General features: G+C 72.1%; 10 protein-coding genes. 7 read left to right on the forward strand and 3 right to left on the reverse strand.

Annotated elements, in window-relative coordinates:
- Positions 1 to 40: 40 nt before the first annotated feature.
- Positions 41 to 427 carry a hypothetical protein gene (locus tag RWE79_RS31610; protein WP_475943498.1) on the reverse strand — a complete coding sequence of 129 codons (387 nt, stop codon included), beginning with the start codon at positions 425 to 427 and terminating at the stop codon, positions 41 to 43.
- Between the two features lie 34 nt (positions 428 to 461).
- Between RWE79_RS31610 and RWE79_RS31615 the strand changes: the two genes are divergently transcribed.
- Together RWE79_RS31615 and RWE79_RS31620 are read left to right on the forward strand one after the other, a co-directional pair.
- Complete coding sequence (locus RWE79_RS31615) at positions 462 to 776, forward strand: hypothetical protein (protein ID WP_475943499.1); 315 nt, start codon at positions 462 to 464, stop codon at positions 774 to 776.
- Positions 776 to 1,372 carry a histidine phosphatase family protein gene (locus RWE79_RS31620; protein WP_475943500.1) on the forward strand — a complete coding sequence of 199 codons (597 nt, stop codon included), beginning with the start codon at positions 776 to 778 and terminating at the stop codon, positions 1,370 to 1,372. Before RWE79_RS31615 ends, RWE79_RS31620 begins: the two co-directional genes overlap by 1 nt.
- On the opposite strand, the gene RWE79_RS31625 is transcribed toward RWE79_RS31620, so the two are convergent.
- Both RWE79_RS31625 and RWE79_RS31630 read right to left on the reverse strand, forming a co-directional pair.
- Complete coding sequence (locus RWE79_RS31625) at positions 1,335 to 5,669, reverse strand: glycoside hydrolase family 38 N-terminal domain-containing protein (RefSeq protein WP_475943501.1); 4,335 nt, start codon at positions 5,667 to 5,669, stop codon at positions 1,335 to 1,337. The two genes, RWE79_RS31620 and RWE79_RS31625, sit on opposite strands and share 38 nt — an antisense overlap.
- Positions 5,666 to 6,700, reverse strand: a complete 1,035-nt coding sequence (locus tag RWE79_RS31630; protein WP_475943502.1) for an N-acetylglucosamine kinase — start codon at positions 6,698 to 6,700, stop codon at positions 5,666 to 5,668. The genes RWE79_RS31625 and RWE79_RS31630 overlap by 4 nt, the downstream gene beginning before the upstream one ends.
- Positions 6,701 to 6,967: 267 nt before the next feature.
- Between RWE79_RS31630 and RWE79_RS31635 the strand changes: the two genes are divergently transcribed.
- The 5 genes from RWE79_RS31635 (at position 6,968) to RWE79_RS31655 (ending at position 13,708) form a co-directional block, all read left to right on the forward strand.
- Positions 6,968 to 8,131, forward strand: coding sequence for an ROK family transcriptional regulator (locus RWE79_RS31635; RefSeq protein WP_475943503.1), 1,164 nt, complete (start codon positions 6,968 to 6,970; stop codon positions 8,129 to 8,131).
- A 326-nt stretch (positions 8,132 to 8,457) separates the two neighbouring features.
- On the forward strand, positions 8,458 to 9,783 hold the full coding sequence (locus RWE79_RS31640) for an ABC transporter substrate-binding protein (protein WP_475943504.1): 1,326 nt from the start codon (positions 8,458 to 8,460) through the stop codon (positions 9,781 to 9,783).
- 38 nt (positions 9,784 to 9,821) lie between these two features.
- On the forward strand, positions 9,822 to 10,796 hold the full coding sequence (locus RWE79_RS31645; protein WP_475943505.1) for a carbohydrate ABC transporter permease: 975 nt from the start codon (positions 9,822 to 9,824) through the stop codon (positions 10,794 to 10,796).
- A 14-nt stretch (positions 10,797 to 10,810) separates the two neighbouring features.
- Complete coding sequence (locus tag RWE79_RS31650) at positions 10,811 to 11,659, forward strand: carbohydrate ABC transporter permease (protein ID WP_475943506.1); 849 nt, start codon at positions 10,811 to 10,813, stop codon at positions 11,657 to 11,659.
- 99 nt (positions 11,660 to 11,758) lie between these two features.
- A complete protein-coding gene (locus tag RWE79_RS31655) occupies positions 11,759 to 13,708 on the forward strand; it encodes a hypothetical protein (RefSeq protein WP_475946213.1) in 1,950 nt (649 codons plus the stop codon).

Here is a 13,708-nt window from a genome sequence, read left to right on the forward strand (position 1 = left end):
GCGTCATGTAACGGAAAAAATAGGCAAAATCGGGCATTTGTCAACGCAGTATGTCTGCCACCAGCACAGATGCCGCCATTCCGAGGAACAGGGTGTAAGGCCCCGAGGGCCTCCCCGCGGTCCCCCGACCGCGGTCCCCCGACCGCAACTGCATGACCAGCACCCAGGCGAAGACGAGCGCCTCGACGACCGCCCCGGCCACCCCGAGCTGCGGGAACCGCAGACCGGTGACGACGGCGACCGTGCCGGCCGGATTGAGGCTCCCCAGCAGCGTCCGCACCCGCACCCGGCGGCCCTGGAGGACGCCCTGGCGGGTCGGCTCGTCGAGGCGGGTCAGAGCGGGTTTGGCACGGGCCGGCCGCACTGTCGCCGACGGCAGCGATTCGAGGACGGGAAGCACGGTGAGGGCGACAGCCAGGGCGTACACGGCGCTCGGTCCGGCAGCGCCCTAGGCTGGGGGTGTGGGATCGACAGAATCGTTCATCCATCGCGTCGGGGTCTTCGCGTCGGACCTCGCGGACAGCAGGGCCTTCTGTTCGGCCTGCTCGGCCTGTTCGCCCTGCTCGGCCGCGCCCGGCTCGCCGGGCATCGGGCTCGGACACGACAGCGATGTCACGGCCGGAAACCGGCACCGGGTCCGCCACGCACCGTCGCCGTCCAGGCAACGGACGGTGACCGGCCCCACCCGCGGCGCGCACCGGGCCCTTGCGGCGGCCGGCCGCGCGCGGGTCGGCGCCCGCAACACCATCGAAGCGGTACACATGGAGGAGTCCTGATGCCCCCGCGCCTCATCCTGGTCCGGCACGGCCAGACGGAATGGTCGCAGAACGGCCGGCACACCGGGCGGACGGACATCCCGCTCACCGACGAGGGCCGCGACGCCGCCCGGCTGCTCGGCAAGCGCCTCCAGCGGTCGCCGTGGCACGACTTCCCGGGCGCCAGGGTCCGTACCAGCCCCCTGGCCCGGGCCCGCGAGACCTGCGAGCTGGCCGGCTTCGGCGACCGGGCCGACGGGTGGGACGCCCTCATGGAATGGGACTACGGCGCCTACGAGGGCCGTACGTCCCCGGAGATCCGCGAGGAGCGGCCCGGCTGGGTGATCTGGCGCGACGGCGTCATCGGCGGGGAGACGTCCTGGCAGGTCGCCAACCGCGCCGACGAGGTCGTGGCCTGGGCCAAGGGCGCCGAGTCCGACGCCGTGGTCTTCGCCCACGGCCACTTCCTGCGCACCCTGGCCGCCCGCTGGCTGCGCCTGGACCCGATGCGCGGCATGGTGCTGAGCCTGGCCCCCGCCTCCCTGTCCGTCCTGGGCTGGGAGTACGGGAATCCGGCCGTCACCCTGTGGAACGACACCGCCCATCTGCAGGGGTGAGCGGCAGCGTCGCGGTGTAGCGCACCATGCCGAAGGCGGAGACCTTCGCCAGCACCCACCACCGTCCGTCGCCGCCGGCCTGGCCCCGTACCGCGTAGGGGAGTTCCACGGTCGCGCCGGGCGCGACGGCGAAACCCCGCGTGCGCGGGGTGACCGCCAGGTCGTCGCCGGGGGCGCCCCAGGTGCCGTACGGGCTGATCAGCTGGACCTCGCCACGGATCTCGGACCGCGCGTGGTTGGCCAGCCGGACGCCCCGGGCGGTCAGTTCGGCCCGCAGCGGGTCGGGGGTGGGGGCGCCCACGGTGACCGGGAGCACGTCCTCCAGCAGCTGGCCGAGGTCGTCGTCGATGCGCGCCGCCAGGTAGTACGTGCCGGGGGCGGCGTTGTCGTCCGGGCGTACGGTCACGGTGAACGCGGCATGCTCACCGGGCGCCAGATCGTACCCGGGGCCGCCGTCCGCCACGGTGGCGCGCAGCCCGGCCGGGACGTCGAGCCGGACCGTGCCCCGGGCGGGACGGACGGACGTCGCGACGGTGACCCGGAACCGGTCCGGGGCCAGCTCGCTGAGATGCACACTCACCGGCAGGTAACCGACCGGGGCGGGGCCGGTGTTGTGCAGCCAGTAGCGCGTGAACACCGGCTGGACGGGCTCACCGGCTGTCGCCTGCCCCGCTGTCGCCTGCCCTGCTGCCGGGTGGCCGGCCAGTGGGTGGCCGGCCAGCGGCAGGGCCGTCAGGGTCGCCACGTCCGCCGCCCCGAGCCCGATCCGTACGGTGCCGTCCTCCACGGTCAACGGCCGCACGGCGGAAGGCTGTTCCAGCAGATCCGTCGCCTCGGCGCCGGCCAGGCCCCCGTACAGCCGCACCTGGGCGGTCGTCGGCCGGCCCTGCGCCTCGTAGAGCCGGACCGCCACCCCGTCCACCGCCGGATCGACATCCCCGGCCAGCCCGGCCGCGAGCGGATTGCCGCGCGGCTTCAGGGCGCTGAGCAGGACGTTCGCCGGCTCGACGGTCAGTAGCGCGGCCCTCGCCGGCAGTTCGCCGGGCCCGGATGCCGTCCCGGCCGCCAGCAGCGGGTGGTTGGCCTCCTGCCCGGCCCGTACGAAGCCGACGTCCCGCCAGTCGCCGGGTCCCGCGACCAGGCTGTAGCGGAAGTCGTGCGTCCAGTGCTGGGAGGCGAAGCTGCTGCCGTCGGGCGCGGTGCGGCGCTCGCCGTCGATCCAGATCCCGGCCGGCCAGTCGGTGCAGGCGCGCATCAGGGTCAGGCAGAGCGTGCCGTCGGCGGTGGCCACGAAGCTGGGGGTGCCGTGGTTGACCAGCGCGGCGGAGTAGTCCTCGGCGGGCTCGGCCGTACCGGCCAGACCCGCGGGGACGGGTACGTCGATGACGGGGCCGTCCACCACCAGGCCGTGCGTGGCGATGAGCACCGGCAGGTCACGGGCGCCGCGCAGGTCGGCGCCGGGCACCCAGGCCTCGCGCCGGGTCCCTTCCGCCGGTACGAAGACCAGGCCGTTCGCCTCCAGCGCCTGCCGGTAGGCGGGTCCGGCGGACCGCAGGACCTCCTCCGCGAAGGCGTTGTCAGTGCCGAGTGCGAACCTGATGTCGGGGAGATTGGAGTCCGCGTCGAGGGAGCCGTAGCGCAGGCCCTCGGGGCGGGTCGTGGTGGCTGTCACGCCCTGGGCGACCAGGGCGGCCAGGAGGGGGCGTACATCATGGTCTTCGGGGGCGATCACCTCGGCGACGCCGATGGCATGGCGCTGCGTGCCGGTGTCCGTGCCGCTGTCCGTGCCGCTGTCCGTGCGGTGGAGGGCCAGGCAGGCGGTCGTGCCGAGCCCGGCCCAGGTGTGGGCGGGGTTGTCCAGGGTCCACAGGTGCTCGGCCGCGTCGGAGTCCGGGAAGCCGAACGACCGCCCGATCGCGGCGAATCCCACCTCGGAGAGGGGCAGCGTACCGGGCAGGTCGAGGTCGAAGCGGACCCGCAGCATGCGGTCCTCGCCGATGGAGCCGTCGGCGCGGGTCCTGAAGTCGATGCGGTCCGCGCCCGCGCCCTGGTTCCACAGTGTCGCGGTCTGCGTCAGACGCAGCTCGCCCAGCCGTGCCTCGCTGGTGATGCGGCGGCCGGCGGGGGAGTGCTCGACCCGCACGGAGACGGCCGGCTCCGCGCCGGTTCCGCGCCCGGGGCCCTTGGGGAGCAGATGCCAGGGGCCCTCGCCCCACACCGGGTGGGTGGAGTGCTCGTCCTGGACGACGAGTTCGGCGCCCAGACCGCCGGGCCGCAGCAGCTCCCGGCCGGTGCGCAGATCGGTGACGCGGCTCAGCGCCCCGCCGCGCGCGGGATCGGCCTCGATCCGGAAGACGCCGTTGTCGACGCAGGTCGCGCCGGGCACCACGGTCCAGCCGGGCGTCGCGCCCTCGACCAGACGGTGCACGCGGTGGCCGAGGGAGGGGACACCTGCGGCGAGGAAGGTGAGCGTGCCGGCCTCGGCGACGGCCGGTACCGGCCGCCCCGTCTCGTCGCGCACCTCAAGGCCCTGGGCGGGGTCGTGGGCGGGACCGTCCGCGGAGCCGTGGGCCGCGTCGTGGCCGGGGCCGGGGCCGTGGCCGTGGCCGGGGCCGGGGTCCTCGGACGCGGGGACGGTGAGGGTCACCACCCCGTCCCGCTCCCAGGAGAGCGTGTTGGCGACGAACACCGCCTCGCCCTCACCACGCGTGTCCGTGCCCTCGGCCAGCTGCTCCAGGGCCGTGCGGCGCACCTGGTCGCCCAGTTCGTACGCCTCGCGCCAGCCGCCGACCAGGTCGATGTAGACCTGGTCGGACTCGGTGCCGGTGACGGCGTCGTGGTGCGCACCGTAGGCGAGCTGCCGCCATGCCTTGTCGAGGGCCTCGGAGGGGAAGCGTTCGCCGAGCAGCGCGCCCGCGAGGGTGGCGAGGCGTTCGCCGTCCAGCACGGCGGTCTCGGCGGCGCGCTGCGCCTGCTTGGTGTCGATGTAGGAGACGTCCTTGCCGGTGAAGACCGGGTTCATGTCCCGGGTCTGCGGCAGCACGGGCGAGACGGCCCGGCCCTGCGCCTCGTGCCGTACGGCGGCGAAGAAGTCGCGCGGCAGGCCCATCGTGAAGCGCGGCCAGACGTAGCGCTCGGCCCACTCGCGGTGGATCTCGGTGCACCAGCGCGACGGCACGTTGTGGTCGTGGCCGACCGGGAGCATCACATTGCGCGTCGCGGCCACCTTCTTCAGGTCGGCGTACTGGTCGTACGCCGCCACCATGGCCGCCTCCAGCGACTCCGTACGGTGGATGGCCCAGCCGGCGGTGTAGTGGGCCGCCATGTAGTGGGTGAGCACGCCCCGCCCGCTGGGGGCGATCCACTCGAACTCGGAGGGGAACTGCATCCGGGTGATGTCCTGGGTGTGCCCCTTGGGGCCCGAGTTGTGGAACGGGCCGCGGGCCCAGGCGCTGGAGTCCAGTCCGGCGTCGGCCATCAGGCCGGGGTGGGCGGGGTCGTGGCCGAAGACGTCCAGCATCCAGCCCGAGCGGGGGTCGCCACCGAGGACGTCACGCTGGTAGCCGATGCCGTAGACGGTGTTGCGGATCGTCGACTCGGGGTGGGTGAGGTTGGTGTTGGGCTCGTTGTAGCTGCCGCCGACCAGCTCGATCCGGTCCGCGTGCAGAAAGCGCCGAAGGTCGGCCCGGTCGTCGGGGTGGGCGTCCCAGTGCGGCTTGAGATAGTCGATCTCGGCGAGCACGAAGCGGTAGTCCTCGTCGTGCCGGGCCGCGTCGAGGTGGGCGCGTACGAGGTCGAAGGCGCTGCGTACGTGGGGCGGCCGCAGCCGGTCGACCCAGGGCAGGTCGGGGAGTTCGTGGCGGACGGCGGTGAATCCGGCCTGGGTGTTCCACCACACCGGGTCGTAGTGGAAGTGGGACACCATCCACATCGTCCAGCCGGTGGCCTCGGCCGTGACGGTGCCCTGCGCCGTGCAGCGGCTGCCGTCGGCGTCCGGTCCCTGGCTCCTGGCCGGGCCCGTGGCCGGCTCCACGACGGCGGTGACCCGGTGCACGGACCCCTCGGTCGCCGGTGCCGAGATGACCACGCCGACCTCGGCCACGGCCTCCCCGCCCGGCCCCGGGGCCGCGATCAGCTCCGGTTCGGGGGTGCTGACGGTCGGGCCCTCCACCCGGACCCGCACCGGGCCGGTCCCGCCGTGCACGGTGACCCGTACGACTTGGCGGGGTGCCTGGGCGGTGCCGACGAAGAGGTCGGTGGACCGGATGGCGCCGATCCGCAGGTGGTCCCGGTTCATGCCGTGGTCGCCTTTCCGGGCGTGGGTCGGGGTGCCGGTCCGGACATCGGCCGGGCGGCGGGGCTCGTCGCGGCGCCGGCTGTGACCGGGGCTGGGGCTGGGGCTGTGGCTGTGGGGGGTTGCCGGGCTTCGGCGAGTGCGTGGGCCAGCCTGACCGCCCCGGTGACCGGCGGTACCCGCAGGGGGTGCACACGAGAGCCCGGCAGCGCGCCGGCCAGGGCAGCGGTGAGGGCGCCCAGGAGCTCGGGCTGGTTGAGCACGACGCTGCCGGCGACGACGATGTCGTCGGTGACGGCGCCGCGCTCGGCGAGCTGCACGACCAGTCGCGCCAGGGCCCGGCCGCCGGCCTCGATGACCTCGCGGGCGATATCCGAGCCGGCCGCGGCCGCCTCGAAGACGGTGGAGCCATGGCGGCCCCAGTCGGCGGACGGCTCCGGCGCGGCCTCCAGGGCCGCGCCGAGCGCGGGCACCTCGGGCACGCCGAAGGCCGCGGTCAGCAGCCGGGCGAGCTCGTCGGGATGTTCGTCGCGGTCGTGGGCGGCGTAGACGGCGCGGACGGCCTCGCGGACCAGTCCCGCGGCGCCGCCCTCGTCGCCCAGGACCGCGCCCCAGCCGCCGACCTGGACGGCCGTGCCGTCGGGCAGCCGCCCGACGGCGATCGAGCCGGTGCCGGCGACGAGCCCGACACCGTCGTCCAGGCCGAGGGCGGGGGCCAGCAGCAGTGAGTCGTTCATGACATGACAGGGCACGCCACCGAGACGGGCGCTGAGCGCCTGCCGGATGAGCGAGCCCTGCCGCGGCGTCTCGCACGCGTGGGCGCCGACGGCGACCGCGACGGGGCGGCTCCCCGCGGGCAGCGAGTGCTGGATCAGTTCGGTGAGCCAGGCCGCGGCATCGGTCGCGTCGTGGGGTCGCCAGCCACGGCTGGTGCGTATGTGATCGGCGACGATGTCGTCCCCGGCGCACGCCCGGACATGGGTCTTGGTGCCGCCGACGTCGATACCGACGATGAGGGGCATGGAGTCCTGCACGGTGGTTCTTTCGCCTTTCGCGACGCAACGCTGTGGGGGTGATGCGTGCTGCGCACGGCGGGCGAAACCGTGGCCGGATGGGGTGGGAGCAGCGGAGACGGTTGGTGTCAGGAGGCCCCGGGACGGGCCTCGACGGGATGTGACAGGCGTGTGTCCGACTTCGTTAGGAAATTAACTAACGAAGTAGAGTGAGTCAAGGGGCTGCCGAGAACCCGGCTGCCGGTGCCATATGCGCAAGTTCGATCGCGACGGACTTTTGGGGGAAGCATGACCAACGACAGCACCGGCACCGACCCGGCGGGGCCATGGCCCAGCGACAGCGCCAGATCCGTCTTCGCCGTCCTGGCCGGGGCCGGCAGCGCCACCCGCCCCCAGCTCGCCGCCGCCTGTGGCCTGTCCAAACCCACCGTCTCCCTCGCCGTGGCCGAGCTGGAGTCCGCCGGCCTGGCCGCCCGCTCCGGCACCGCCAATGGTGCCACCGGCCGCTCGGCGGCCGTCTACCGCCTCGGCCCGCAGGCCGGCTGCGTCGTGGCCGTCGACCTCGGCTCCACCCACACCGAGGTACGCGGCTGCGCCCTCGACGGTACGGTCCTGGCCGTCCGCAACAGCGGCGACGAACTGCGCCCCGCCGACGCCCTCCACACCGTCGTCGATGCCCTGAGCGGCGCCGGGGCGGGCCCGCTGCGGGCCGTTGTCGTCGCCGTCCCGGATGTGGTGAGCCGGGACGCCGAAGGCCGCTCGCGCCCGGCCACCGCCCGGATCGGCACCGCGTTCGACGCGCTGGCCCTGCCGCCCTCGGTCCCGGTCCAGGTCGAGAACAACGTCAACTGCGCCGCCCTGGCCGAGCTGCACGGGGGTGCCGCCCGTGACCGGGGCGCGGCCGGTTTCGGTTATCTGCAGATCGGCTACGGCATCGGCCTGGGCATCGTGCTCGGCGGCCAGGTGCTGCGCGGCGCCAACGGCGCGGCCGGCGAGGTCGCCAGGCTGCCCTACCCGTGGGCGGAGGGCCGGCAGGCCCAGCACGAGGGGCTGGAGGCCTATCTCGGGGCGCGCGCCCTGCTGACCCGGGCGGCCAGGGCCTGGGGGCCGGGGGACGGCCGCCGCCCGCTCACCGCCGAGCGGCTGTTCACGCTGGCCGGAGAGGGCCATTCCACCGCCGTGGCGATGGTCGCGGCCCATGCCGCCGACGTGGGCCGGCTGGCCGCCGCCGTGGCCGCCGTCTTCGACCCGGGCCTGATCGTGCTGGGGGGCGGCGTCGGCGCGAACCCGCAGCTCCTGCCCGGTGTCCGCGCCGAACTGGACCGGCTGAGCTGGCCCACCGAGGTGGTCTCCAGCGGCCTCGGCGACAGCAGTACCGTGGTGGGCGCCACCCGGCTCGCGGTGGCGCGCGGAATCCAAACCGTTACCGGCGGCGCGGAGGGCAGGCATTGACGTCGGGCCCACGTCTCTGCGAATGTCCGGACAAGCGCTTACCAAGCCGGCGGGACCCGGCTCCGGGTGAGATGTTCCGATCCGTACGAGGGCGTGCCCGTACGGCAGGACAGGATTCTGCATACAGGATCCAGGGACTCGATCCCTCAGGCGGCGCGGCCGGGCGAGGCCGCGTTCGCGGGAGCGCTCATCCCCGAAACCCCCAGATCAGCACCTGAAATATCCTCAGAGCATTCCCAGAGCATTCCCAGAGAAGATCCCTCAGAAGAATGTCCCGAATCAGCACATCACTCGGGCACTTCGTCGCGCACACGTAGGAGGAACCGGTGGGCACGGACATCTCGCGCAGAGGCCTGCTCCGCATCGGCGGAGGACTGGCCGCGGCAAGCGCTCTCGGCGGCACCCTCGCCGCCTGTGGCGGCACTGGCGCCAGCTCCGGTGGCGGTGACCTGACCATGACATGGTGGGGCAGCGACGAGCGGCACGCGGCCTACAAGAAGGCCCTGGCCACGTTCACCAAGAAGAACTCCGGCATCAAGATCAAGCCGCGCTACTCCGGCTACGACGGCTACTTCGACAAGTTCAACACCCAGGTCGCCGGCGGCAGCGCCCCCGACCTGCTCCAGATGGACACCGCGCTCGTCGCCTCGTACGCCAAGAAGGGCGTCCTCGCGCCGCTGGACGAGTACGTCGGCAAGTCGCTCGACCTCACCGGCTTCTCCAAGTCCCTGCTCGCCGCCGGCACGGTCGACGGCAAGCTCTACGGCGTGCCCTCCGGCATCGGCGTCAGCGTCCTCACGATGAACGTGACGGGCCTGAAGAAGCTCGGCCTGGCCGAGCCCGACAAGGAGTGGACCTGGGAGGACCTGAAGAGCTACGCGGCCAAGGTCTACAAGGCCAGTGGCGGCAAGGTCTTCGGCGTCGACGACGGCGGCGGCTCCACCAACCAGGCCTTCGACATCTTCGCCCGCGAGAAGGGCCAGAACCTCTACACCAGCGAGGGCAAGCTCGGCTACACCAAGGACACCCTTGAGGAGTGGTGGACCTACTGGGCCGAGATGCGCAAGATCCACGCCTCCGGCGGCGGCGCGCTCACCTCGGCGGCCCACAACGACCTCACCAAGAACGCGGTCGTCATAGGCAAGGCGATGATCTCCTTCGACTCCGGGCTCAACAGCAGCTCCGGCAGCCTCACGGGAGCCACGCTGGACCAGATCCCCACCCCGCAGGGCAGCTGGGCGGGTGCCCACGAGGGCAACTACGTCAACGGCGGCGTGCTGCTGAGCGCCACCAAGAAGAGCTCGCACATCGCGGACTCGGTCAAGATCATGAGCTTCTTCGCCCAGGACAAGACGGCGATCAAGGACATGGTCCTGTGGCGCGGCATCCCGCCGACCGAGAAGGCCCGCGCGATCGTCGCCCCGCTGATGACCGCCGACGAGAAGCGGTTCTCGGACGCGGCCGCCTACATCTCGGCGCGGGTCTCCAAGGCGACCAACGCGCTGCCCGCGCCGGTCGCCCCGCCCACCGGCGCCGACCAGGTCACCCAGCTGCTGTTCCAGTCCAACCTGGCGATCGCCTTCGGCAAGAAGACCATCAAGGCGGCCCTGAGCGAGTTCTTCGAGCAGGCCGACAGCATCCTGTCGCAGTAAGCATCCGCACCGACCGGGGAGAGGCCAGGGAGATGAGTGTGACCACCGAGACCACCGACGAGGTCGTGAAGGAGCCGCCGGGCAGCCGCCCGGCAGCCCCCGCCGACCGCGAACGCGATCGCAAACGCGCGGCCCGCCGCCGCGCCGGCGGCTGGTGGCCCTTCCTCTTCCTGGCCCCCTGGTTCGTGGGGGTGTTCGGGCTCGTCATCGGCCCGATGCTGGATTCGCTGTACCTCTCCTTCACGGACTTCGACCTTCTGAGTCCCGCCCGGTGGACCGGCCTGGACAACTACAGCCGGATGTTCACCGAGGACCCGAACTTCTGGCAGTCCGTCCGCGTGACGCTGGTGTACGTGGCCGTCTCGGTCCCCCTCAAGCTCGCGCTGGCCCTCGGCGTGGCGATGCTGCTCAACCGGCCGCTGCGCGGACTCGGCTTCTACCGGGCGGCGTTCTACCTGCCGTCCCTGCTCGGCGGCGCGGTCGCCGTGGCCATCATGTGGCGGCAGATCTTCGGCGAGGACGGCCTGTTCAACGACGTACTCGGCTGGTTCGGCATCAAGGGCCAGGACTGGATCTCCTCGCCCGACACCTCCATCTACACGCTGATCCTGCTGGCCGTCTGGCAGTTCGGCACCCCGATGGTCATCTTCCTGGCCGGCCTCAAGCAGCTCCCCAAGGACGTCTACGAGGCCGCCGCCATCGACGGCGCGGGCGCGTTCACCCGGTTCTTCCGGATCACGCTGCCGCTGCTGACGCCGATCGTCTTCTTCAACGTCGTGCTCCAGATCATCGGTTCGTTCCAGACCTTCACCCCCGCCTACGTCATCAGCAACGGCAGCGGCGGTCCGATCGGCTCGACGATGCTCTACTCGCTCTACCTCTACAAGAAGGGCTTCACCGACTTCCAGATGGGATACGCCTCCGCGCTGGCGTGGGTGCTGTTCCTGGTCATCGCCCTGTTCACGGCGGTCAACTTCATAGCCAGCCGGTTCTGGGTCCACTACGACGACTGAGGAGTACGCACCACATGTCCGCGAAAGCAATCACCATCCCCGGTCGCCGGATCCTGATCCACACGCTGCTCATCGGCGTCGCGCTCGTCATGCTCTACCCGCTGATGTGGATGATCAGCAGCTCCCTCAAGCCCGACCAGGACATCTTCACCAACGTGTCCCTGTGGCCGGAGCACTTCCATCCGCAGAACTACGCCAAGGGCTGGAGCGGCTCCGGCAACTCCTTCACGCTCTACCTCACCAACTCGCTGATCGTCACGATCGGCGCGGTGATCGGCAACGTCCTGTCCTGCTCGCTCGCCGCCTACGCCTTCGCGCGCTTCGAGTTCCGGGGCAAGCGGATCTGGTTCGCGCTGATGCTCGGCACCATGATGCTGCCGATGCAGGCCACGCTCATCCCGCAGTACACGCTGTTCTTCAACCTCAACTGGATCAACACGTTCCTGCCGCTGATCGTGCCGAAGTTCCTCGCGACGGACGCCTTCTTCATCTTCCTGATGGTGCAGTTCATCCGCAGCATCCCGCGCGAGCTGGACCAGGCCGCGATGATGGACGGCGCCAACCCCGGCCAGATCTATCTGAAGATCATCCTGCCGCTGATGAAGCCGGCCCTGGTCACCACCACGATCTTCACCTTCATCTGGACCTACGACGACTTCTTCAGCCAGCTCGTCTATCTGTCCGACAACGCCAAGTTCACCGTGCCGCTGGGCCTGACGCTCTTCCTGGACAAGACCAGTGGATCGTCCTACGGCCCGATGTTCGCGATGTCGACGCTGGCGCTGCTCCCCACCCTCGTCTGCTTCCTGGTCTTCCAGCGGCGGCTGGTCGAGGGCATGGCGACTTCCGGAATGAAGGGCTGATCCCCACCCATGGCCCCCTCCAGCTCCGCCTCCAGCTCCCCCTCCAGCTCCGCCTCCGGTTCCGCCTCCATCTCCACCTCGCCCTCCACTGGGCGACCGGTGTACCTCACCCACCAGCGCGGCGCCCTGCACGACCTGGCCGACGACCCGGCCGCGTACGACGCCGTGCTGGAGCGGGCCGCGGCCCAGGCGCTGGACCGCCTCACCGACGAGGGCAACCTCGAACGCCCCGGCTGCCAGGACGACATCGGCGACACCTCGCTCGGCGTCACCTCCCTGCTGGCCCTGGCCTGGCAGCGCTCGGCCGGCCGGCTCGGCCACCTCGCCGAACCGGTGCGCCGCAGCGTCGACTTCCACCTGCGCCACCGGGTCTGGCGCACCGACAACCCCGGCTACCCCAACCTGCGGGTCCGCGGCTCGGGCGAGCCCCATGCCCGTTACGTCCTGGCCGACCGCGAACACCCCGTCGGGGACTGGCCCAGTACCGCCTGGGCCCTGCTCCAGGCGGTCAACGTCCTGGACCTCGCCGACGGCCTGCTCACCGACACCCAGCGCGCCGAGCTCACCGACGTCGCCCACGGCTACTGGCGCTGGCTCACCGACATCGCGTACTTCAACCCCCAGGACACCGCCAACCAGGCCATCGGCGCCATCACCGGCGCACTCATGCTGACCCGGCACCTGGCCCCCAAGGACGCCGAGGCCGTCCGCGAACGCGCCCTGCACCTGTACGCCACCGAGATCCGTGCCCGCCACCTGCCCGACCGGGGCGCGCTGCTGCCCGCCGAACACGGCGGGGCGTACGACAACAACTACGGCCCGATCTCACTGTCCTTCCTCGCCCAGGCCCACCGGGTCAGCGGCAAGCAGGTCTTCGCCGAGGACGGCGACGAACTGGCCCGCTACATCGACGCCCGGCTGGCCTCCGGCGGCTACGACAACGGCGGCCCCCGCTACAGCGAGCAGCACTCCGGCTTCGAAGCCGTCCTCGGCATGCGCTACTTCAGCCGCCGTATCCGCTCCGATCTCGGCCGCTACCTCGGCGACACCCGCTGGGGCCGTCACGCCTGCGGCCCCGACGGGGCGCTGGACGGCCACTTCGCCTTCATGCTGGTCTGGCAGATCCAGGACTCCACCCGCTGGTACCGCACCCCGCGCACCGCGCCGGTCCGCCACCAGCTGCGCGCCGCCCGGGTCTCGGTCTCCTTCGACAGCGCCATGACGCCCGCGCTCATCGAGACCGCCGGGACGATCGTGCTGCCCGCCGCCGTCAACCGCCAGCACGGCATCGGTCCCGCTGTCGACGGCTTCCTGCTCACCCGCCCCATGGGCGAGGTGCGGGTCCGTGACGCCGCCGCTCCGGGGCTGGCCGCCAAGCTGGTCACCAAGCCCGTCGTCACCCGCGACCAGGTACTGGTCCATGTCCAGTCGCTGTACGTCACCGACGGCACCAGTCTGTGGCTGACCGTCGCGATGGAACGCACCGAGGGCGCCTATCTGCTGGCCGGACTGCCCTACGCCACCGCCGGCAACGGCCGCCTGGTCAAACTCACCCGGATCGCCGGTCTCGACCTGGCCGACAAGGGGGCCCGCCTCACCACCGGCGGTCCGCTGGTCGCGGGCGCCCTGGCGGTCAGCGGCGCCGGTGAACTCGCCCTGACCACACCGGACTTCCCCGGCACCGACGGCTCGGCGTACTTCAACAGCCCCGACACCATCGCCCTCACCCAGGAGCAGGCCGCCTTCCGGCTGGCCGCCGATCCGCGCGGCTACGGCAACCCCGACGCCGGCTGGCGGGACATGATCGCCACCACCGCGCTGGAGGCCGCGCCCGTCCCCGACGGGTCCGCGGTGCCGGACGGCCTCACGGTCTTCGCCGTCCGCTACGGGCCCGCGCACGCCGCCGGGGTTCCCTTCGCCCCCGTCCTGTCCCTGGATCCGCGCGGCCTGACGGTCCGTACGGAGGCCTTCACCGCCGTGATCGGTGATCCCGCCGGTGACGCCGCCGGCAACCCGACCCTCGAACTGGGCCGGGCCCCGGCGGCGTAG

Source organism: Streptomyces sp. RLA131 (assembly GCF_056270125.1).